Annotated in this window: 20 protein-coding genes and 1 other annotated feature (1 of these 21 running past the window's edge); of the genes, 14 read left to right on the forward strand and 6 right to left on the reverse strand. The window is 30.5% G+C overall.

Going from position 1 to position 21,800, the window contains the following annotated elements:
- Positions 1 to 147, forward strand: a binding site (T-box leader) (it extends 127 nt beyond the left edge of the window).
- 88 nt (positions 148 to 235) lie between these two features.
- Together tyrS and ACZ5N4_RS04215 are read left to right on the forward strand one after the other, a co-directional pair.
- Complete coding sequence (gene tyrS, locus ACZ5N4_RS04210) at positions 236 to 1,441, forward strand: tyrosine--tRNA ligase (protein ID WP_464207430.1); 1,206 nt, start codon at positions 236 to 238, stop codon at positions 1,439 to 1,441.
- Between the two features lie 424 nt (positions 1,442 to 1,865).
- On the forward strand, positions 1,866 to 2,318 hold the full coding sequence (locus tag ACZ5N4_RS04215; RefSeq protein WP_464207431.1) for a hypothetical protein: 453 nt from the start codon (positions 1,866 to 1,868) through the stop codon (positions 2,316 to 2,318).
- Positions 2,319 to 2,424: 106 nt separating this feature from the next.
- On the opposite strand, the gene ACZ5N4_RS04220 is transcribed toward ACZ5N4_RS04215, so the two are convergent.
- Both ACZ5N4_RS04220 and ACZ5N4_RS04225 read right to left on the reverse strand, forming a co-directional pair.
- Complete coding sequence (locus tag ACZ5N4_RS04220) at positions 2,425 to 2,751, reverse strand: hypothetical protein (RefSeq protein WP_178908592.1); 327 nt, start codon at positions 2,749 to 2,751, stop codon at positions 2,425 to 2,427.
- A gap of 135 nt (positions 2,752 to 2,886) precedes the next feature.
- Positions 2,887 to 4,032 (reverse strand): transglutaminase domain-containing protein, encoded by a 1,146-nt coding sequence (locus tag ACZ5N4_RS04225; protein WP_464207433.1) that lies wholly within the window; start codon positions 4,030 to 4,032, stop codon positions 2,887 to 2,889.
- Positions 4,033 to 4,296: 264 nt separating this feature from the next.
- Here ACZ5N4_RS04225 and ACZ5N4_RS04230 point away from each other — a divergent pair, with 264 nt between their 5' ends.
- From ACZ5N4_RS04230 to ACZ5N4_RS04240, 3 genes are all read left to right on the forward strand, one after another.
- Positions 4,297 to 4,938 carry a carbonic anhydrase gene (locus ACZ5N4_RS04230; protein WP_464207435.1) on the forward strand — a complete coding sequence of 214 codons (642 nt, stop codon included), beginning with the start codon at positions 4,297 to 4,299 and terminating at the stop codon, positions 4,936 to 4,938.
- 108 nt (positions 4,939 to 5,046) lie between these two features.
- Positions 5,047 to 5,406: a hypothetical protein gene (locus ACZ5N4_RS04235; protein WP_464207437.1), complete on the forward strand. Its 360-nt coding sequence runs from the start codon at positions 5,047 to 5,049 to the stop codon at positions 5,404 to 5,406.
- Positions 5,407 to 5,653: 247 nt separating this feature from the next.
- Positions 5,654 to 7,225 carry a DEAD/DEAH box helicase gene (locus tag ACZ5N4_RS04240; RefSeq protein WP_464207439.1) on the forward strand — a complete coding sequence of 524 codons (1,572 nt, stop codon included), beginning with the start codon at positions 5,654 to 5,656 and terminating at the stop codon, positions 7,223 to 7,225.
- 60 nt (positions 7,226 to 7,285) lie between these two features.
- Here ACZ5N4_RS04240 and ACZ5N4_RS04245 read toward each other — a convergent pair whose 3' ends face one another.
- Together ACZ5N4_RS04245 and ACZ5N4_RS04250 are read right to left on the reverse strand one after the other, a co-directional pair.
- On the reverse strand, positions 7,286 to 8,194 hold the full coding sequence (locus tag ACZ5N4_RS04245) for a peptidoglycan-binding domain-containing protein (protein ID WP_464207440.1): 909 nt from the start codon (positions 8,192 to 8,194) through the stop codon (positions 7,286 to 7,288).
- 473 nt (positions 8,195 to 8,667) lie between these two features.
- Positions 8,668 to 9,312, reverse strand: a complete 645-nt coding sequence (locus tag ACZ5N4_RS04250; protein ID WP_464207442.1) for a Mur ligase family protein — start codon at positions 9,310 to 9,312, stop codon at positions 8,668 to 8,670.
- Between the two features lie 195 nt (positions 9,313 to 9,507).
- On the opposite strand from ACZ5N4_RS04250, the gene ACZ5N4_RS04255 reads away from it, so the two are divergent.
- Positions 9,508 to 10,380, forward strand: coding sequence for a helix-turn-helix domain-containing protein (locus ACZ5N4_RS04255; protein ID WP_464207444.1), 873 nt, complete (start codon positions 9,508 to 9,510; stop codon positions 10,378 to 10,380).
- A gap of 110 nt (positions 10,381 to 10,490) precedes the next feature.
- Here ACZ5N4_RS04255 and trhA read toward each other — a convergent pair whose 3' ends face one another.
- Entirely contained in the window at positions 10,491 to 11,141 is a 651-nt protein-coding gene (gene trhA / locus ACZ5N4_RS04260; RefSeq protein ID WP_464207446.1) for a PAQR family membrane homeostasis protein TrhA, read from the reverse strand.
- 412 nt (positions 11,142 to 11,553) lie between these two features.
- Between trhA and ACZ5N4_RS04265 the strand changes: the two genes are divergently transcribed.
- From ACZ5N4_RS04265 to ACZ5N4_RS04300, 8 genes are all read left to right on the forward strand, one after another.
- Entirely contained in the window at positions 11,554 to 12,237 is a 684-nt protein-coding gene (locus ACZ5N4_RS04265) for a response regulator transcription factor (RefSeq protein WP_464207448.1), read from the forward strand.
- The gene (locus ACZ5N4_RS04270) at positions 12,237 to 13,610 is read left to right on the forward strand and encodes a sensor histidine kinase (RefSeq protein ID WP_464207449.1); all 1,374 of its coding nucleotides are present in this window, start codon (positions 12,237 to 12,239) and stop codon (positions 13,608 to 13,610) included. Before ACZ5N4_RS04265 ends, ACZ5N4_RS04270 begins: the two co-directional genes overlap by 1 nt.
- A 143-nt stretch (positions 13,611 to 13,753) precedes the next feature.
- Complete coding sequence (locus tag ACZ5N4_RS04275; protein WP_178908605.1) at positions 13,754 to 14,020, forward strand: metal-sensing transcriptional repressor; 267 nt, start codon at positions 13,754 to 13,756, stop codon at positions 14,018 to 14,020.
- A gap of 18 nt (positions 14,021 to 14,038) precedes the next feature.
- A complete protein-coding gene (locus ACZ5N4_RS04280; protein WP_464207451.1) occupies positions 14,039 to 16,699 on the forward strand; it encodes a heavy metal translocating P-type ATPase in 2,661 nt (886 codons plus the stop codon).
- 33 nt (positions 16,700 to 16,732) lie between these two features.
- Complete coding sequence (locus ACZ5N4_RS04285; RefSeq protein WP_464207453.1) at positions 16,733 to 16,948, forward strand: heavy-metal-associated domain-containing protein; 216 nt, start codon at positions 16,733 to 16,735, stop codon at positions 16,946 to 16,948.
- Positions 16,949 to 17,143: 195 nt separating this feature from the next.
- Positions 17,144 to 18,181, forward strand: coding sequence for a VanW family protein (locus tag ACZ5N4_RS04290; RefSeq protein ID WP_464207456.1), 1,038 nt, complete (start codon positions 17,144 to 17,146; stop codon positions 18,179 to 18,181).
- A gap of 29 nt (positions 18,182 to 18,210) precedes the next feature.
- Complete coding sequence (locus tag ACZ5N4_RS04295) at positions 18,211 to 18,393, forward strand: YetF domain-containing protein (RefSeq protein ID WP_464207458.1); 183 nt, start codon at positions 18,211 to 18,213, stop codon at positions 18,391 to 18,393.
- A gap of 61 nt (positions 18,394 to 18,454) precedes the next feature.
- Positions 18,455 to 19,645: a class I SAM-dependent methyltransferase gene (locus ACZ5N4_RS04300; RefSeq protein WP_464207460.1), complete on the forward strand. Its 1,191-nt coding sequence runs from the start codon at positions 18,455 to 18,457 to the stop codon at positions 19,643 to 19,645.
- Positions 19,646 to 19,840: 195 nt separating this feature from the next.
- Here ACZ5N4_RS04300 and ACZ5N4_RS04305 read toward each other — a convergent pair whose 3' ends face one another.
- A complete protein-coding gene (locus tag ACZ5N4_RS04305) occupies positions 19,841 to 21,655 on the reverse strand; it encodes an urease accessory protein UreH domain-containing protein (RefSeq protein WP_464207462.1) in 1,815 nt (604 codons plus the stop codon).
- Positions 21,656 to 21,800 lie beyond the last annotated feature (145 nt).

Here is a 21,800-nt window from a genome sequence, read left to right on the forward strand (position 1 = left end):
AAGAAGTAGGCTGCTGACGGACCCTTTCCACCGTTAAAAGGATAGAGTATCTTGTAATTTTATTATTGCATTGTACTCGAAAAGGTTAATACTGTAAGGTATTAATAAATAAAGGTGGTACCACGGGAATACACTCTCGTCCTTATATATTTATAAGGATGAGAGTTTTTTTATTTTTAAATATATTTTCTTTGAAAATTTATATATCATCAATTTAAATAAAGGAGGAGTTTATATGATGAATGTTAAAGAACAAATTAAAATTATACAAAAAGGGGCTGCTGAGATAATTAATGTTGAGGAATTAGAACAAAAATTAATTAAATCACAAAAAGAAAATAAGCCTTTAGTAGTCAAATTAGGGCTTGACCCAAGTGCGCCAGATATACATCTTGGGCATGCAGTAGTTTTAAGAAAAATTAAACAGCTTCAAGATTTGGGTCACAAGGCAGTTATAATAATAGGAGACTTTACAGGAATGATAGGTGATCCTACAGGAAAGTCTAAGGCAAGAAAGCAATTAACTAAAAAACAAGTAATTGAAAATGCTAAGACTTATGAAAAACAAATATTCAAAGTTTTAGACAGAGAAAAAACTGAAGTAAGATTTAATAGTGAATGGTTAGGAAAGCTGAATTTTAGAGATGTAATTGAACTTGCTTCAAAACTAACAGTAGCAAGAATGCTTGAAAGAGAAGATTTTAAAAATAGATTTAACAATCAAATTAGTATTGGAATACATGAATTCTTTTATCCTTTAATGCAAGCTTATGATTCAATAGAATTAAAGGCGGATATTGAATTAGGAGGAACTGATCAAAGATTCAATATTTTAATGGGAAGAACTATGCAAAAAGAATACAATCAAGAAAGTCAAATAGCTATGTTTATGCCAATATTGGAAGGAATAGATGGCAAAGAAAAAATGAGTAAAAGCCTTGGAAATTACATTGGAATAAACGAAAGTGCAGAAGAAATTTACACTAAAGTTATGCAAATTCCTGATGAATTAATAATAAAATACTTTGAATTAGCTACTGATATACATCCAGATGAAATTGATAAAATAAAAGCTATGCTCGGAACTAATGGGGATAACCCAAGGGATGTTAAGATGAGATTGGCAAAGGAAATTGTAATATTATATCATGGTGATAAAGCAGCATCAGCAGCAGAAGCTCATTTTAAAAGTGTTTTTCAAAATAATGAGATTCCTGAAGATATACCTAGTGTAGATATAGTGGAGGGTGAACGTATAATAGATATTATTACTAAATCAAAGCTTGCACCTTCGAAGAGCGAGGCAAAGAGATTAATGCTTCAAGGAGGAATAAAGGTAAATGGAGAAAAAGTTTCAGATTTTGAGAATACCTCTCTGAAAAATGAAGACATAATTCAAGTAGGAAAGCGAAAGTTTGTTAAAGTATTAAAAGAAGCATAAATATTTTTAAGAGCATAATTTGCCGAATATAACCTTCTAAATTTAGAAGGTTAAAACTTTTGTATTTATATTATGAGAAAGTACCGTAATTTTCAACTTTATTAAAAGGTAGTATTCATGAATTAAAACAAATAATAATTAAATAATTTTTTAACAAAGTTTATAAAGATATTGCAATTATTAGAAAATGTTGTATAATAAAGATGTGAGGTATTTTAACAATACGTAAGAGCTAAAATAGAAATATAAGTAAGTTATTAGGGGAAATACAGAATATACGTACATGAAAAGAATACAAATGTATTATTTTAGATAGATGTTATTGTTATAAAATATACAATTGAATTAAAGAGTATTATATAAAAAATGTTAAAAAAAATACAATAATCATGTGAATATTATTAATTATAGAGGGGGAGATAGTATGAACATTTTTTTAAAGCAAAATAAAACTCAAGACTATCTATACAACTCAGTTAGAAAGTTAGAAAAAATAATGGATGTATATATTAGCAGCTTAGATGCAATGAAGGATTGTATTGATAAATGTACGATAAGAATTGAGAAAATAGAAAGTGAAATTGACAAATCCCAAAAAGAAATTGAGATTTGCAAAAAGAAAATGTATGAAAGTATTAATAATGCTCCAAAAAGTAGATATTCTAAATTAATGAAAGAACATGATAATTTACGAGAATATTTAGATGAGCTGCAAAAAAATTATAATGCAGAAAAATATGCTATAAAAAAATTAGAGAACAGCTGTTGCGAATTAATTATAAAAATTGATGAAGTAAAATGGAGCAAAAATCAAATAGAAGGTAGATATATTGATGTGAAAATAGGTAGGACAACAAAAAGTTTGATGGTAAGCTAACTAGGAATATAAAATATAATGTATAATGAATTGAAATAACCTCTAATTTAATTAAATATTAAATTAGAGGTTATTTCGTTGTTATATGTTAGTAGCAGCATATAAATTACTTAATACCACTTATTTTACCTTTTAAAGCTTTTAAGCGTCCGTTTACATAGTTAAGAAGCTCAGATTTATTATCCTTTATATCATTTGGAGCATTGGAAACTATAGTAATAATATCTAATTTATTTGCTTTTACTTCATTGCCCACTTCAAAAGCTAAGCACCTATTTTTTACTTTCCAATAGGTATTGTTAAATTCAACTGCTTGCCTCTTATTGTAGTATCCTTTTTCAACACCAAATTGAAATAAGTCTGCTGCTGCTTCTAATTCTTCTAAATCCTCAGCTTCTAAAGTTTCGTTAATAAGAGTCTGAAATGTTTTCATTTTAGCCCCCCTCTTTTTATTGTAGTAATAATATTTTAAGCTTATAATATGGTTCATATACTGGAGTATATTGGTCTCAATACCATTAGTATAGACAGTAACATTTATACCTTTTTTATTTGTTTTTGTCAATATCTATTTGAAAGTTATAGTTATATATTCAGAGTTGTTTAATTCATCGGTATAGTATGTCCAACTATAACTTCCTCCTTTTGACAATGAGTTATAAGCTTTATTTACTGCTGAAGCTACATCATATACATTGGCGTCGTAATTTAAGACTCTAAGACTTAATACAGAATCACCGTTGGTAAGAGAAGTTTTTATAGATTTATGGAAATCGCTGTAGCTTTTTATTGGTATTATCACGTTCCCATTTTTATCTTTTTCAGCAATATTTAAATTTTGAAAATTATAGGTTGTACTAAAACATTGAGGATACTCGCTTTTGTTCCATTTATGATTTTTATTTATCTGATCATCTGTAAGATTGAAATAAGTATATCTTGAATCGTTAGACCCGTCTTCAGTTACAGGGTCATCCCAGGTTGTATCTAAATGATAATACTGTCCTCCTATTTTAACAATATTCCAAGCATGAGCCACCCAACTTTTGCCGTCATTAGCATCTCCTGATATCACAGTGGATTCAATACCGACAGCTTTTAAAAGCATGTACATTGCTTCTGAATATCCTTGACAAGCTCCAATGCCATTAATCAATACACCATAAGCGGTGTTAGAATCATTTGGCATGTTTTTGGTGAAAAATCTTTTATCATATTTAGTGTTGTTTACTAAATAATCATGGAGAACTACTTCTTTTTCATAATCTTTCATATCCGGTTTAATTATCTTTCCCACAATTTCTTGAACTTTTTGTTGAACTGCCTTTTCCTTATTTTTCAGAGTTTCTGTACTATCACTGTATTTAAAATCAATCTTTACCTTAAAGGGTATAGATGGTTGTACAGAAATTTTTGCTTCTGTACAAACACCTTGAAGTTCAGGATTATCCTTTAGGACTTTTTTAAATGAATCTAAATTATACACATTTTTATCGTAATGGCTTATTCTAAGAGTTAAACTGCTATCATAGCTGAGCATAGCTTTTTTTATAGCATTATAGTATTCATCGTAATTGTTGATTTTTATACTAGACTGAGAGCTAGTACTACTAAAAACGCCTTTAGAGGATTGAGAAATAAAAATAATAATTAAAACTATTAAGGAAAATATAAAGACTTTACATAGAGTCTTAGCTTGAGTGTGTCTAAACATAATTATCTCCTTTTATATAAGGTTAATATTGTTGATATAATCTTCTATCCATATAAGTACCATGATTTTATTTTTAGAACAACAAGAATATAAATACACAATTGGGAGTTTATTGGAATAAATAAAATAACTAATTAACTGAATATTAAAACATTTGGTTTTGCGTATGATTAAACTTTATTTTTTTTCGATATAATGATAAAATATAGATTAATTATGAAAGAAAGTACTTTGTTTAGGTTCAATATGGGGAGGGTTTTCTTTATGACAGATGAATTATTATACAAATATGATGAGAATAAATATAATTTAGGAGTTTTACCAGATGAAGCGGAGAAAGCCCTAATAGAAGGAAATAAAAGATTCGTAGCTGGGAGGTTTTTAAAAAAAGATTTTTCAGAAGAGATCCGCTTAAGGCTTTCTACAGACCCACAAAGACCAATGACGGTGGTGCTTACTTGTGCCGATTCAAGAGTTGCTCCAGAAGTAATATTTGATCAGGGGTTAGGAGATATTTTTGTTGTACGCAATGCTGGAAATGTAGTTGATAGTGTTGTACTTGGCAGCATTGAATATGCAGTAGATCAATTTAAGATACCATTGATTCTTGTATTAGGTCATGAAAACTGTGGTGCAGTTAGATGCGCAGTAGATGGAACTGAAACTTCACAAAATATAAGGACAATTATGGATAAAATTATACCTACTGTAAAATCAATAAAATCTTCTAACACTAATGATGATGTAGATGAAATTGCCTCAAAAGTTGAATATGAAAATGCAAGACAATCTGCTAAAAGAATTTTAGAAAGTTCCATAATTAGTCGCTTTGTAGAGGAGAGAAAGGTTAAAGTAATTACAGCTAAATATCATTTGAAAACAGGAAAAGTAGAGATATTAAAGTAATAAGTATAACTTTATGGGTTATATTTGGACAAAATATAGGGACTAAACTCTTCTCTATGGAATATAGTAAAGAAAAAGCTATATACAAGGGAGGAGGGATAGTTTACTATGGATTCAGAACAGTTAAATATACTTGGAGCTCAGTTAACTTTTTTAGGCGATGGCTTACTGCTTTTAGCTGAAGAAAAAGAGGCAAGCTTAGATCAGATAAAAGACAAGAAGAAAAAAGAGGAGCAAAGCCAGTTAGTTACTAATTTAAATATATGTGGGAATTTTATTGTTTTATTAGGAGATACAGCATCTGCATTAGCAACACAACAAGAAGCAGAAAAAATTTTTAAAAATCCTAGAAAGGTTGATTCTGTTACATTAGAAGCTACTCATGAAAATTTAATTGGAGACTGGTTAAATGTTGCCGGTGATGCTTTTAATTATAGAGCAGCAGTTTTAATAGCCAGTGTTCGTTAAAAATTATAACAGTAAAATAAATTAATTTATTTTAAAAGAGTGCCTTGATTTATAGGTGCTCTTTCGCTTTGTATTAAATGTAAAATTTTAATACTTTCTTATATTTTGGGCAAAATATAAAAAAGTATATTAAAAAGATTTCTAACCTCAGTATTTACAGTATTTTTTTATATTGTCAAATTAACACTTGATAATATAAGGAGATTATATTATAATGAATTGATTTATACGGAAAGAAGGAATGTAAATGAAAGAAATGAAGTTTAGTGATTTAGGACTTAATAGTGATATACTTAAAGCCATTGATGGCATGGGATTTGAAGAGCCTTCTAATATACAGGCTGAAGTTATACCTGTTATTTTAGAAGGTTTTGACGTTATTGGCCAGGCTCAAACTGGTACGGGAAAAACACTTGCTTTTGGTGCGCCAGTTTTGAGTAAATTTAATGGATCACAAGGAAAAATATCAAGTATCATATTAACTCCTACAAGAGAATTAGCTATACAGGTAAATGATGAATTAGTGCGTGTGTCTAAATATTCTAGAATAAAGCTTTTACCTGTTTATGGCGGTCAACCTATTGAAAGACAGATTAAAGCTCTAAGAAAAGGAATAGATATGGTGGTTGGTACTCCTGGTAGAGTTTTAGATCTTATAAGAAGAAATGTAATTGATTTAAGTGGTGTTAAATTCCTTGTGCTTGATGAGGCTGACGAAATGCTTAACATGGGCTTTATTGATGATATAGAAAGTATTATACAAGAGTGTGAAAGTGATAGACAGACATTACTATTTTCAGCTACTATGCCTAATGAAATTAAAAAACTAGCAAAAAGATATATGAAGTCTGATGCTAAACATATATCAATAGTGAAAAATGCAATGACAGTATCTACTATTAATCAGTACTACTATGAAATTAAGCAAAAAGATAGATTTGAATCTTTATGCAGAATTCTTGATGTAGATGAGCCTACTACAGCAATTATTTTCTGTAAGACTAAAAGAGGTGTAGATGAATTAGTAGAATCCATGCAAGCTAGAGGATACAATGTAGAAGGTATGCATGGAGATATGAGCCAGAATCAAAGAATGAATACACTTAGAAAGTTTAAAGAAGGAAATCTAGAATTCCTTGTGGCAACAGATGTTGCAGCAAGAGGTATTGATGTTGAGAATGTATCACATGTTATCAACTATGAATTACCACAAGATATAGAATCATATGTACATAGAATTGGTAGAACAGGAAGAGCTAATAGAGAAGGAATAGCATATACTCTTGTTACTGCTAGAGAATATATGACTCTTAAGCAAATAGAAAAGGTTACAAAAAGTAAAATAAAGAGAAAAGAAATACCATCAATTGATGATATATTCCATTCAAAATATAAAAATATATTAAATAGAGTAAAAGAAACTCTAGAGCAAGAGGATTATAAGAAGTTTGTTCCTTTAGCCGCAGAACTTGATGAGGAATTTAATCTTGTTGATGTAGCTGCAGCTTTAATGAATATAGTTTACGGCAAGGAAATAAGCTTTGATTATACAGAAGATCGTATAGGTGGAGAATCAAGCTATGTTAGATTATTCCTAACTGTTGGACGTATGGATAGGGTTAATCCAAAAGAAATGCTTAGATTCTTTGGTGATAATGCAGACGTACACAAAGAAGATATCGGAAATATAGATATACTTGAAAAGTTCTCCTTTGTTGATGTAGCTGAAAGCGCAGTTAACTCATTGATAAAGAACTGCTCAGGTAGAAAATTATGTGGAAGAAAATTAAAGATAGAAGTATCTACAGGAAGAAGATAATTTTCGCTATAATATAAAAAGGTCCTGATTGCAGAAGCAATTAGGACCTTTTTATATTGACTAAAATACTTTTATGGATGTTTTCTTTGGAAGCATTCCTAGAAATTTTGCATTTTCATTTGCAATTCTTAAACCGTATCCGCTGTCATCTGTGGATGAATAAAAGACTTTTAATCCATCTATTTGTGTAAAGTTTTCCATAGGAATTCCGTTAAAATTTAAATGATTACCTTGAAGTCCTAAGGAATAAATTCCTTTATCAACTTCACCAGAAAAAACATCGAAACATCTAATTTGTTCCCATGAATTATTTACTTTCTGATATACTTTGCAGATATGACCTGAAGTATTTACCAGTACATAATAATCTGTGTTTGATTTAAAGTTCTTAGTTTCGTCTGATATATACTTAATATTTTCATTTATTTTATCTATTATTTTGGTGTCTATTTTACCGGTAATAGGTAAATTATTTTTTTTCTGAAAGTCCTTTATAGCTGTAACTGTATCAGAACTTTTTAAGTTCCCTGTTAGCTGTATTTTATATCCTAAGTATATAAGCTTTCTTTGAATATCCGTAGATACAGGGCTAAATCCATCACTATCGTCTATGGAATAATTAGAGGAGTATTTTAACAAGGCTTTAGCTGTCTGTGGTCCAAATATTCCATCAGCTTTTAAAGAAAATTTCTTTTGAATTTCCAACACCGCCTCTTTAGTATATTGTCCGTACACTCCATCTTCAGCTAGGCCAGCACCACAGTATAGGTTTAAGGCACTTTGTATGTCTTTAACTATAGTGCCCTTATCACCAGGCTTTACAACTTTATTAGAGCTCATATTATAATTATATGTTGGTTCTTTTGAAATGCTATTTGTTGATGGTTGCTGTGCATGCACAGGTTTATTTGAAACAGATATTCCAGCTGCAATAGATGCTATAACCAATAGTTGCTTTGTATTTTTCAAGTTATCTTCCTCCTTTGTGATAAATAAATCGAAATGTGTAACTATTTTGTGATAAATAAATCGAAATGTGTAACTATAATGAATTTAATGAAAATTCATGTAGAATAATAAGTTTTATATATGTTATATACGAATATAGTCTTGATTATTGAGGGGTATTATGTAAAAAAATATCATAATATATGGTCAAATATCTAGAAGTTAACTTTCTACATTGTATATATGGATTACTTAGGATTGGGAGGAATATATTGTATATATGTAAAACTAAATATATTATTAGAGTATAAAAATATCTTATAGTATAGACTATAAAGTTCTATCAAGAATTAGGGAGATTTATTTAATGATAATTAAAGAACTTAAAATTTTAGATAGCAATGTAATGAAAGAAATTCGAGAAGTGGAGGAAGAATGTAAAAAACATGATGGGTTAAAAGGATAAAAGCATGTTGTAGTTAACATGCTTTTACTCAAAATATTTCAGTCTGAGTTAGTGCATTTATGATAAGGTTTAAAGGAAATCCCAGAAAGTAGCAGGTTCCAATAGCGGCTAGTGTATCATAAACATTAGATTTATTAAAACTATTTATTTTAACTTTTTTTTCTGATCCATTAAAATCTAATATAAAATTTATACCAGATTGAGAGTATCGTATATCCTTTGCCATAAAATCTGCAGTTGCATTTATGCCATAAGTGATTGCATCAAAAGGAGCATTTTTACTTATTTTATTTAAAAGCGGATCATCTACATTAATCAATCCAAGCCCGCATACTTTAAAAAGTTTCATCATTGAATTTTTATAGTTGTCTTCGTTTTTTACATTAGACAAATTTTTGTTTAAATCTGTAAAAATCCTAATATCAAAATCATACAAATTAGCTCTGTGATAGGTTAAAGATGAATAACTGTATTCTTTTATAGATATATTTTTAGCAGTATCTACAATTTTTGAGTTTCTACCTAAATACTGAAGTATTGCTCTTATTAGACGAGTGACAGGCTTTCTATCTTCACTACCAGTGATTCCAATAAAATTAAATTTTTCTGATGGTTTATCATTAACTTGAATTACATCATATGAAATCTTATTGAATATCTGACGATGTTCCATTTATATTCCTCCTTCATTATTTCAACTAAGCTTCAAATGAGATTTTAAAACTTTATTTAAAACAAATTTTACTTTATAGCTTATACTATTATTATAGTAATAATTTTTACTATGTTTATTGCTAAAAATGCTTAATATATTGCAAAAGTTGTTTTATTATATAGTAGAGAAAAAAATATATATGAGGAGTAAATTATGAATGATAACAATCATGTCCTAAATATAAAAAGAGGATATCTAAAGGAAGATTTTATTTTCTTTCACTTAAAAGAGAAAAAACAAATAGAATTTGAGTTTCATTACCATGATTTTAATAAAATTGTAATATTTATATCAGGAAAAGTTACGTATTTAATTGAAGGTAAAGCTTATGAGTTAAAACCCTGGGATATACTTTTTGTGAGCAGCAATGAAGTTCATAAACCAGTTATTGATCCAGAAGAAATTTATGAACGTATAGTTATATGGATTAATTCAAAATTTTTAGAGAAGCATAATACGGAAGGTAACAATTTAATGACATGTTTTGAAGTAGCGTCTAGCCAAAAGTGCAGTCTTTTAAGGCTAAATCCTGAATTGCTAATAAGTATAAAGAATACTATGTCCCAGCTTGAGGCTGCATATAAAGATACTGAATTTGGTAATTATGTATTGAAAAATGCTTTGTTTTTACAGGTGATGGTATACTTGAATAGACTGGCATTAAGAAGTGAAAATAATAGTAGAAATAGTGACATTAAGTATGATGAAAACATAGATGCCATTTTAAATTATATAAATACAAATCTTAATAGTGATTTATCTTTAGATAAACTTTCAGACAAGTTTTACATGAGTAAATACTATTTAATGCATAAGTTTAAGAAATATACAGGATACACAATCTATAATTATATAATGCAAAAAAGGATTATAATGGCTAATAATTTAATAAAAGGTGGGAAACCAATAACAGAAGCTTGTTTTGAATGTGGATTTGGTGATTATTCAAGTTTCTTAAAAGCTTTTAAGAAAATTTTCGGGACATCTCCGAAACAGTATTATAAAGCATTAAAAGAGCTTGAATAATCACAATAAGAACTTCCTCGATCATTATATTAGACGTATGTTATTAGGAATCTGCTTCAAAAAATTATAAAAGTATTTAATATAATTGAGTATAGATATATTCGTTCCGTTTATAAGTACAGTACGTATTTAAACATAAGCCAGTAGTGGCAGAAGCTTCCTGCCAAAACAAATATGTGGAATATCTCATGAAAACCGAAGTATTTTAAATTAATTTTAGGCCATTTGGTTGCATAAATTACGCCTCCTACAGTATAGGCAATTCCACCTGCAAATAGCCATGCCATTGCTCCAGGAGGGAAAACCTTATTTAGAGGATATATAGCTATAATCACTAACCATCCCATAAAAATATAGAAGAGAGTGGATAACCATCTTGGAGCGTTAAACCAAAAGTTCTTTATTATTATGCCTATAATTGTAAGACCCCATATAGTACCAAAAATACTCCATCCCCAGGCACCTTTTAGAGCAATTAAGCAAATAGGAGTATAACTTCCAGCAATTAAAAGATAAATCATAGAGTGATCAACTCTTCTAAGTATATTAATTGCTTTTTGAGAAACAGATGCCAGATGATATATTGAGCTAGCAGAATAAAGTAATATTAAACTGGCTCCAAAGATAGAAAAGGTTACAATATGCCAGACACTATTCTGTGTAGCAGAATAGACAATCAAAATAACTAACCCTACAATTGAGGCAAAGACACCAAATAAATGTGTTAATCCGCTAACCGGTTCACGAAGCTTTGCAAACATAACATCATTCCTTTCAAACTATTAATATTTATATTTTAACACGTAGTTTTGAAAACTACGTGATGTTATGTTTAGATCATATATCTATATTAGCTATATATCAAATTGAATTTTAGTTATGATTTCTAAGTTATGGATGATTTAAAGGATATAACTCTTCATACATATATCTTTCACGGTTTTTTACAACTATATATTATTAGAAGATAAAATAGGTTTTATGACAATAATAACTACAACCTTATATATTTATATTTGTATTTTACTACAAATAATAGCGAAAATACACCAGGAAATGAAAAAGATTTCAATAGCGAATAAACACTGTAAATTTAAGATATAGTGCTTTCTTCATAAAATCTACACAGATACTTGTTATTCTGATAATATAAGTGTTATTGAGGTGAGTGATATGAACAATATATTAATTATAGAAGATGAGAAAAAAATATATGATGTATTAAAGGCTTACTTGGAAAAGGAAGGATATAAGGTTTATTGTGCAGATAGTGGAACAGAAGGGTTAAAACTCTTCGATTCTATCAAATTCAAGCTGGTTATATTAGATTTAATGCTTCCAGATATCCAAGGAGAAGAAATATGTGAAATTATGAGAGCTAAATCAGATGTATACATCTATATGTTGACAGCCAAGTCTTCATTAGAAGACAAGATAGAAGGGCTTAATATAGGAGCAGATGAATACTTAGTAAAGCCTTTTAGCCCAAGAGAGCTTACTGCTCGTGTAAACGCATTATTTAGAAGAATAGATACAGAAGATTCTAATGCTTTATCTTTTAATAATAATGAATTAGAAATATATAAAGACAGCAGAATAGTAAAGTTAAAAGGAGAGGAAGTAGCATTAACCCCTAATGAATTTGATATACTATATCTACTTGCAGTAAATAAAGGTAGAGCATTTAGTAGAGAGCAATTAATAGAAAAAGTGTTTGGAATAGATTTCGAAGGATTCGATAGAACAGTAGATGTTCATATAAAAAATATAAGAAAGAAAATAGAGGCTGATAGTAAAAATCCTAAATATATTTTAACTGTTACAAGAGTGGGATATAAGTTTGGTGGTGAAAGTTAATGTATAGCATAAGAAAAAAACTTAGTATTATATTATTAGTGTGCTCAGTGCTCGCAACAGTACTTACTGCTATTTTTGTAAATTTCACCATAAATAATATGTTTGATCAGTACATGGTTGATATTCAGAATAAAAGAAACGAAAGAATAGTACAATATTTTCAAGAGGTCTATAAAAGAGATAAACAGTGGACGAAAGAATCAGGAAGAGAAATGGAACATGAGGCCTTTATGAGTAATTACTGTTTAACTTTATTAGATGCAAATAAAAAGCTAGTTTGGACAATGGATCCAAATGATATTAGAGAAAAAAATCATCTGACAATGATTAATGATAAAGAAAAGGGAGTGTATAATACAATTAATCTTCCTATTAGATACAATGGGAAGATTGTGGGATATGTGGGCATAGGTCAATATTCTTCGGTTTTATTATCTTCAGAAGATATAAATTTCAAACTGTCAATAAATAAAGGAATTGCAGCAAGTATTATCTTTACTTTAATTATTGTTATTTTTACAAGCTTATATTTTTCAAAACAATTTTCTGTACCTATTAGAGAGGTATCTGATATATCTGTTAATCTTTCACATGGTGATTATAATACTAGGTCAAATGCTAAGACTGATATACTAGAGCTTGAAAATCTTAAAGATAGCATAAACACATTAGGAGAGAAGCTTAAACAACAGGATTTATTAAGAAGAAGATTGGTATCTGATATTTCTCATGAAATTAGAACTCCTTTAAATATACTTCAAAATAATTTAGAAGCTATGATTGATGGAATTTTTCCTGTGAATACTGAACAGTTAACAGCTCTTAATGACGAAGTTATTAGGTTTGGAAAGCTTTTAAATAACCTAAATGTTTTAAAAGAATCTGAAGCAGAAGGTATTTTACTAAACAAAGAAAAAGTTTCAATAGACGAGCTTATAGCATCTGTATGTGATGATTTTACGATTGTATCAAAAGAAAAAAATATAAAGTTAACTTATAATCTTAAACATAATGAGGATTATATAATTTTAGGTGATAGAGATAAATTAAAACAAGTGTTTATAAATATCTTATCTAATGCAGTAAAATTTACAAATGAGAATGGTAAGATATGGGTTAATCTTACAAAAAATAAGAACGAGATTATTGTTAGTATAAGAGATACTGGTATAGGAATTAGTAAAGAAGATTTGCCATTTATATTTGAAAGACTCTATAGAGGAGACAAAAGTAGAAATAAGATTGATGGAAGCGGTATAGGGTTAACTATAGTAAAAAATATATTGACTTTTCATTCTGCCTCTATTAATGTAGAAAGTGAAGTCAATAAAGGTTCTACATTTACTATACATTTTAAATCTTTATCTTCATAATTTCTTCATAAAATTAATGTATTATGTATATAAAGACAAGAGAATTGAAAAGCTTAATTATATATTTAGTTGCTATTGAATAATTGATTCAATAGCAATTAAAAAAATTTATTACCACCCCACAGGGGTGAGGGAGGCGCTACATGAACGAGGAAAGAAAAAAAGCTTTACAAGCATTAAAAACTTCAAAAGGACAAATTGAAGGAATAATAAAAATGATTGAGGAAGGCAGATACTGTATTGACATATCTAACCAAATAGCTGCATCACAGTCATTGTTAAAAAAGGCTAATTTATTGATTTTAAAACAACATTTAAATCATTGTGTAAAAGATGCTTTTATGAACAATAGTGGAGATAAAAAAGTAGATGAGGTAATAGATTTGCTTTCAAAATTATTAAAAGATTAAACAAAGGAGGAAGAGGTAATGACAAGTAGAACCTTAAAAATAGAAGGAATGACCTGTGCAGCTTGTGCTAAAGCTGTAGAAAGAGTGTCAAAAAAACTAGATGGTGTTACTGAGGCTAGTGTAAATCTTGCAACAGAAAAGTTAAGTATTAATTTTGATGAATCAAAGCTTAATGTTCAAGATATACAAGCGGCAATAGAGAAAGCAGGATATAAGGCTTTAATGGAAGCTACAAATAAAACCTTAAAAATAGAAGGAATGACCTGCGCAGCTTGTGCTAAGTCAGTAGAAAGAGTATCGAAAAAGTTAGATGGAGTATATGAAGCAAATGTAAATTTTGCAACGGAAAAGCTGAACGTAAGCTTTGATGCTTCAAAAGTTAGTGTTGCAGACATAAGAAAAGCAATAGAAAAAGCAGGATACAAAGCTCAAGCAGAGGCAGTAAATAAGGTGCTAAAAATAGAAGGAATGACCTGTGCATCCTGCGTTAAGGCTGTAGAAAGAGTTACTAAAAAATTAGATGGTGTTTTAGAGGCAAATGTAAACCTTGCAACAGAAAAACTAAATGTAAGTTTTGAACCTTCTAAGATAAAGTTATCAGATATAAAAAAGGCAATTGAAAAGGCAGGCTATAAAGCATTAGAAGAAGAGACTACTGTAGATACAGATAAAGAAAAGAAAGAAAAAGAGATAAAAGCTTTATGGAACAGGTTTCTAGTGTCTGCTATATTTGCAGTTCCACTACTTATAATAGCTATGGGTCCAATGATTGGTGAGAAATTAGGATATATGCCGCCACCATCTATCGATCCTATGATGCATCCTAAAGGGTATTCTTTACTACAATTATTGCTAGTATTACCTATAATGGTTGCTGGTAAGAAGTACTTTACTGTAGGTTTTAGGTCATTATTTAAAAAGAGTCCTAACATGGATTCTCTTATAGCTATAGGTTCATCAGCTGCCTTTATTTATAGTGTTTTTGCAGTATATCAGATTCTTTTGGGAAATTTGAATTACCATTTATATTTTGAGTCAGCAGGTGTTATACTTACTCTTATTACCTTAGGTAAATATCTAGAGTCTGTTGCTAAGGGAAAAACTTCAGAAGCTATAAAGAAGCTTATGGGACTTGCACCAAAGACTGCAACAGTAATTAGAGAAGATAAAGAACTAGAGATACCTATAGATGAAGTTGAGGTTGGAGACATAATTGTAGTAAAACCTGGCGAAAAAATACCTGTAGACGGAGAGGTCACAGAAGGAATCACCGCAGTAGATGAATCCATGCTTACAGGTGAAAGCATACCGGTAGAAAAAAATGTTGGAGACAAAGTCATTGGAGCAAGTATAAATAAAAATGGTTCGATCAGATACAAAGCTACTAGAGTTGGTAAAGATACCGCATTGGCTCAAATTATTAGACTAGTAGAAGAAGCACAGGGATCTAAAGCTCCAATTGCTAAATTAGCAGACGTTATATCAGGATATTTTGTGCCGGTAGTAATAGCATTGGCGGCAGTATCTGCTTTAGCTTGGTATCTATATGGTGAAACTGGAGTATTTTCACTTACAATATTTATATCGGTATTAGTAATTGCTTGCCCTTGTGCTTTAGGATTAGCAACACCAACTGCTATTATGGTAGGTACCGGAAAAGGTGCTGAGTATGGTGTGCTTATAAAAAGTGGTACTGCACTGGAAACAGCACATAGAATTCAAACTATAGTATTTGATAAAACTGGAACTATAACTGAAGGCAAGCCTAAGGTTACAGATATAATTACAACTGAAGGTACAGATGAAAGCTACTTGCTTCAATTGGCAGCCTCAGCAGAAAAAGGTTCCGAACACCCCTTAGGAGAAGCAATAGTTAAAGAGGCTGAAAATAGGGAAGTTGAACTAAAGAAATTAGAGTTATTTAAGGCTATACCAGGACATGGAATAGAAGTTACGATAGATAACAATAGAATTTTGCTTGGAAACAAAAAACTTATGGATGAAAGCAATATTTCCTTGGAAAATTTAGAAGAGAAATCACAGATTCTAGCTGGAGAAGGTAAAACTCCTATGTATATAGCACTTGAAGGAAGGCTTATTGGTATAATTGCCGTAGCAGACACAGTTAAGGAACACAGTAAGAGAGCCATAGAGAAACTTCACTCTATGGGAATTGAAGTAGCAATGATAACTGGAGATAACAAGAAAACCGCAGAAGCAATAGCAAAGCAGGTTGGTATAGATAGAATACTTGCAGAGGTTTTACCTCAGGATAAGGCAAAAGAAGTTAAGAAGCTTCAGAGTGAAAACAAAAAAGTTGCTATGGTTGGAGATGGTATAAATGATGCTCCAGCATTAGCGCAAGCAGACATAGGAATAGCTATAGGGTCTGGTACAGATGTAGCTATGGAATCTGCAGATATAGTTCTAATGAGAAGTGACTTAATGGACGTAGTTACAGCTATAGATTTAAGTAAGAAAACTATAAAAAATATAAAACAAAATCTATTCTGGGCTTTTGGCTATAACACCTTAGGCATCCCAGTAGCTATGGGTATACTATATGCATTCGGAGGACCTCTTTTGAATCCGATGATAGCAGCTTTAGCCATGAGTTTAAGCTCAGTATCAGTTTTGAGTAATGCTTTAAGATTGAAAGGCTTTAAGCCATCAATATAAACAGACATTTATATAATGAAAGGAGAAATAATTATGAAGAAAAAAATAATAGTTGAAGGCATGAGTTGTGGACATTGCGTTAATCATGTTAAAACAGCCTTAGAAGATATTAATGGAGTAACTAATGTATCCGTTGATTTAGCTTCTAAAACAGCTGTAGTTGAGGCTGGCAGTGACATCCAAGATGCTGATGTTAAATTTGCTATTGAAGATGCAGGTTACGAAGTAGTAAGTATAGAAGAAGTGTAGTAAATAGAATTTTATAAGAAGAGGGTATCCTAAAAGCTGGCTTTTAGGATACCCTCTTCTTATAAAATACAAACTATTAAGGATATTGTTACTACCAATAATAATAAAAATAGCCTTGAGTAAATTTATTCAAATTACATATAATACTTTAAGACATAATCGAGAACATATAGAAAGGAATATGATTAACGGATAATGAAAAGTAAAAGTATTGTAAGTGTAATTATTGTTTTAATATTAGCTATGGTTTCTGTTTTTAAGCTCACAAATGGAAAGAATAATAATCAAGTGAAGCTAGATAATGCTTCGAAGGTAAGATCTATAGAAGCAGATAAATTAGGAAATGATAAAAAGGGAACAATTAAAGAAGAAACAGAGAAAAAAGATTCTATTGATAAAAATGCAGTTAACAAAAATATAAAGGATGTTAATAGAAAGGAAGCTGTCACTGAAAAACAGGATAGTATTAACATATCTTCTAGTATAGTAACATCAGTTCCATGGGAGAATGATGAGAATTTCAAAAAGGCTCAAGAGAAATATGGAACACATATAATGATGTCTGCATATTGTGCTGTATTAAATGATCCCCTTCCAGGAGAAGAGGAGAATGTACATGTTGGAGCTAAACTATTATGTGGAACCTTAGTTGAGTCAAGTAAAGTGTTTTCACAGAATAAAACTATAGGACCGTATATACAGTCAAAGGGATATAAGGGAGGCCCTACCTATGTGGGTTCAAATTTAACAGAAACCATTGGAGGCGGGGTGTGTAAGATTGCATCAACACTTTATAATGTAGCTATAATGAGCAATTTACAAATTGTTGAAAGGCATGCACATTGTATGCCAGTTTCTTACGTACCATATGGACAGGATGCTACGGTTTGCTATGGCAGCATGGATTTTAGGTTTAAGAATAATACTAATTCTTCTATACTTATATGGTCTCAAGGTATAGATAATAAACTCTATATTGGTTTTTATGGTAAGAGCAAACCTCCCAAAATAGAATGGCATCACCAAGTGCTAAGTTCAAAAAAAACCACAAAAGTCTATAAAACAAACCAATCTTTGCCATCAGGTGAAGAAAAACTTGTTGTGGCAGGAATGGACGGTGCAACCATAAAGTCCTGGATAACAATAGAAAATCCAGATGGAACTATACAAACCAAACAATTAGGTGAAAGTAAGTATTTACCATTGCCATATATTTATGAAAGACGGAGCTAATGTATAAATCTACTAACTACAAGGGACTAATGACAGAACTGATTATAAATGGTCAGATTATGAATTCCCATTTAAAAATGATGAATTTAGATATTGAATGGCTATTAGATCAATTGAAAACAAGAAATATTAAAAATATTGATGACGTTATATTTACTGGTATTCAAACTGATGGACAGTTATATATTGCATTTAAAAATAAGATAAATTGAATATAAATTTTTGATTACGTCAATAATTAATGTTGTATTAATTATAAAGGAAGGTGAAAATATGGAAAAGACTGTTCTGCATAAATTTTGTCAAAAAATTAATAATTATTCTTTTTCCATTGATTACTGGGATGGATCAAGTGAAAATTATGGTCAAGGTGATCCTGTCTTTAAAGTCATATTTAAGGATAAAATTTCTGGGATAAAGATATTAAAAGATCCTTCATTGGCCTTTGGAGAAGCTTATATGGATGGAATTATTGATTTTAAAGGCAATCTTCAGCAAATTGTTGAAACAGCCTATAAAATTAATATTCCTTTTTTTGAAAAGAAGAGTTTTGGAAGATTGAAAAAGTTTTTCTACAGTGAAAATAGATCAACTTCTTTAATAAAACAGAGAAAAGATATTGAGCACCATTATGATTTAGGAAACGATTTTTATGAACTGTGGTTGGACGAAACTATGAGTTATTCCTGTGCTTATTTTTGTTCACCAGAGGATTCTCTTTATCAAGCCCAATTACAAAAAATTGATTACATACTAAAAAAGCTGCAGCTTCATCCGGAAGAATCCTTACTAGACATAGGATGTGGATGGGGTTGGTTGATTATTCGTGCTGCACAGCAATATGGAGTAAAAGCTTTAGGTGTAACCTTGAGTGAGGAACAATATACCAAAACAAAGCAGCGTATTGCAGAACTTGGGTTAGCAGGACAGGTAGATGTAAAATTGATGGATTATCGAAATCTTGCAGAAAGCGATGGTGGTAAATTTAATAAAGTTGTCAGTGTTGGAATGGTAGAGCACGTGGGAAAAGCAAACTTACCTAAGTATATGCAGGCAGTAGATAAACTTCTTGCTCCTGGAGGCATATCTGTTTTGCATTGTATTACGGGACAAATCGAAGGGCCTTGCAATCGATGGATTCGTAAATACATTTTTCCAGGAGGATATATTCCTTCAATTCGTGAGTTAATTTGGCTTTTACCTGAAAACGACTTTCACTTACTAGATGCAGAAAGTCTGCGATTACATTATGCAAAAACTTTAGATCATTGGGCAAAAAACTTTGAAAAGAATATAGATCATGTTCGAGAAAAATATGGTGAACGTTTTATCAAAATGTGGAGATTATACCTAAATTCTTGTGCTGCATCCTTCCGTGCTAGTGATTTAGACATTCACCAAATTATTTTCTCAAAAGGACTTAATAATAATTTGTCAATGACAAGGCATCATTTGTATCGATGAATTATGATATCATATTTAAGTTCTCAAAAAACCTCCTTGTGTTTTAATGGATTTTGAGAGAAACCATACACAAGGAGGTTTTTATATAAATAATAAACTAGTTTTTCATAAATTAATAGAGAAAATCTTAAAGTTTATAGTATATATTGCATTATTTATACAGTAAATACTTTTTGTTGAATATAGGGTTTCAAGCTACTGAATATATTTCTGTCTGATTTTTTCTAAATCCGCAGTCTTAATATCATCAACTACCTCAACAATGCCGATTACTGTGCTGTCCTTTACAATTCCATAACCGCCAACTTTATCAAAGGTAATGTTTAAATCAACAACAGCTTTCTTGCCATCAAAGGATTTAAAAACATCTCCATTTTCTGCATGAACTAATTCAAATTTCCCGTCTGGATTATCAAATGAGGTTAAATCAAATGTCAGCTTAGTGTTTAGATTTTTAGCTACAACAACAATAAGTGGTTTAAATTCATACCCTACTCCCTTAATTGTAACACTTTGGTTTTTGCCAGCAACAATTGCGGTTTTAACTATGGTTTCAGTTGGAACTTTACTCAAGTCATTGCCATATATGCTAGGAGCCTGTGAGGAGCTAGATGAATTATCACTAGGTGGAACAGCGCCTCCGCAGCAGCTTCCACCTCCAGCAGGAGGTAATGAAGGATCAGCCTTAGATGTATCTACAGTGTCTAAGTTATCAACTACTTTGATAACACCCCTTATCATACCCATCCAGCAACTAAAATTTAGATCTTTGTCCGTTGGTGTAAACTCTATTACATTTTCGCCACTATTTAATTGTTGTTTTATGTTTAAGGATGGCACTACTATTGCGTTATTACAGGAGGTTATTTGTTTTCCATCTATAATCCACTTAACAGGTACTCCTTTTTTTACATATAGTACATTAGGGGTGTAGCCTCTTCCATCTGCAGTCATATTTATTGTTTGAATACCGTCTTTTAAGGTAGCTTTACTAATATTGGCACCAGAGGAGCCTACAGATTGACTATTACTAGGCAAAAGAGAAGCTATAGAAGGAACAAAATTTACTCCAGCTAAAGATAAACCTCTGTTACCCATTATAAGTCCTAAAATAATTACAAGAACTCCACTAAATTTTAAAATCTTTTTTGTGTACCCTTTACTTAAAAGACCAGATACTGCGCCAAAAGCAAGCATTAAAGGCACTGTACCTAAAGCAAATATAAACATTGAAAGAGCACCTTTAGCAGCACTCCCTGTACCAAGAGCGTATAGCTGCATTGTCTGAAGAGGTCCACATGGCATTAAACCATTTAAAATACCCACCATAAAAGGTGTTTTAGGCTTATTTTTCACCGAACAAAAGGACCAAGGAAGCCTTATTTGAAGCTTTCTAAATAGGCCGAAACCTGCCATATTGAATCCCATAATAATCATAAATAAGCCAGCAAAAATCTGAAGAGCAGCCTGAGTCTTTATAGATAATGAAAGTATTGAACCTAGTGCACCTACAACTCCACCAAGAACAGTATATGATATTACTCTTCCAGTATTATATAATAAGGCAGGTTTAATAGCTTGAAACTTACTTCTGCTTTCATTGGATAAACTTTGAGAAAGCATTATGCCGCCACACATACCTACACAGTGTATGGAAGTGAGAACTCCTACAATAAAGAGAACAAAATAAGTTGCTCCTTTAAGCATGTTGTTCATGTCAAAGCCGCCTGTAGAATTCCCTATAAGAATAATAGCTAGAGCTACTATTAATATACCTGCAAAACCAAAATTAGAATCTTTTTCAGTACTATAACCAGCGGCTTTTATAGCATTTTTTATTTCTTTTAAACTGCAGATATCTGAATCAAATTCTACTTCTACAAGATGTTTACTATAGCTGGCTGTAATATTAAAAACCCCTACCAGCCCTTTTAGCGATCTTTCAATAGTTTTTTCACATGATGTACAAGTCATATCGTATACTTCTATTTTTACAATTTTAACACTCATAAATTCACCTCATAAATTATTGTCTCAATTCAATTTTATACTAATAGAATATCTGCAGCATATATTGAAAAATATATGCTGCAGCCGTATTAATTATAAGTATATAAAAAAGTTATGTAGAATTTATGAAGATAGACTAAATGAA

The sequence above is a fragment of the Clostridium nitrophenolicum genome, assembly GCF_055391695.1.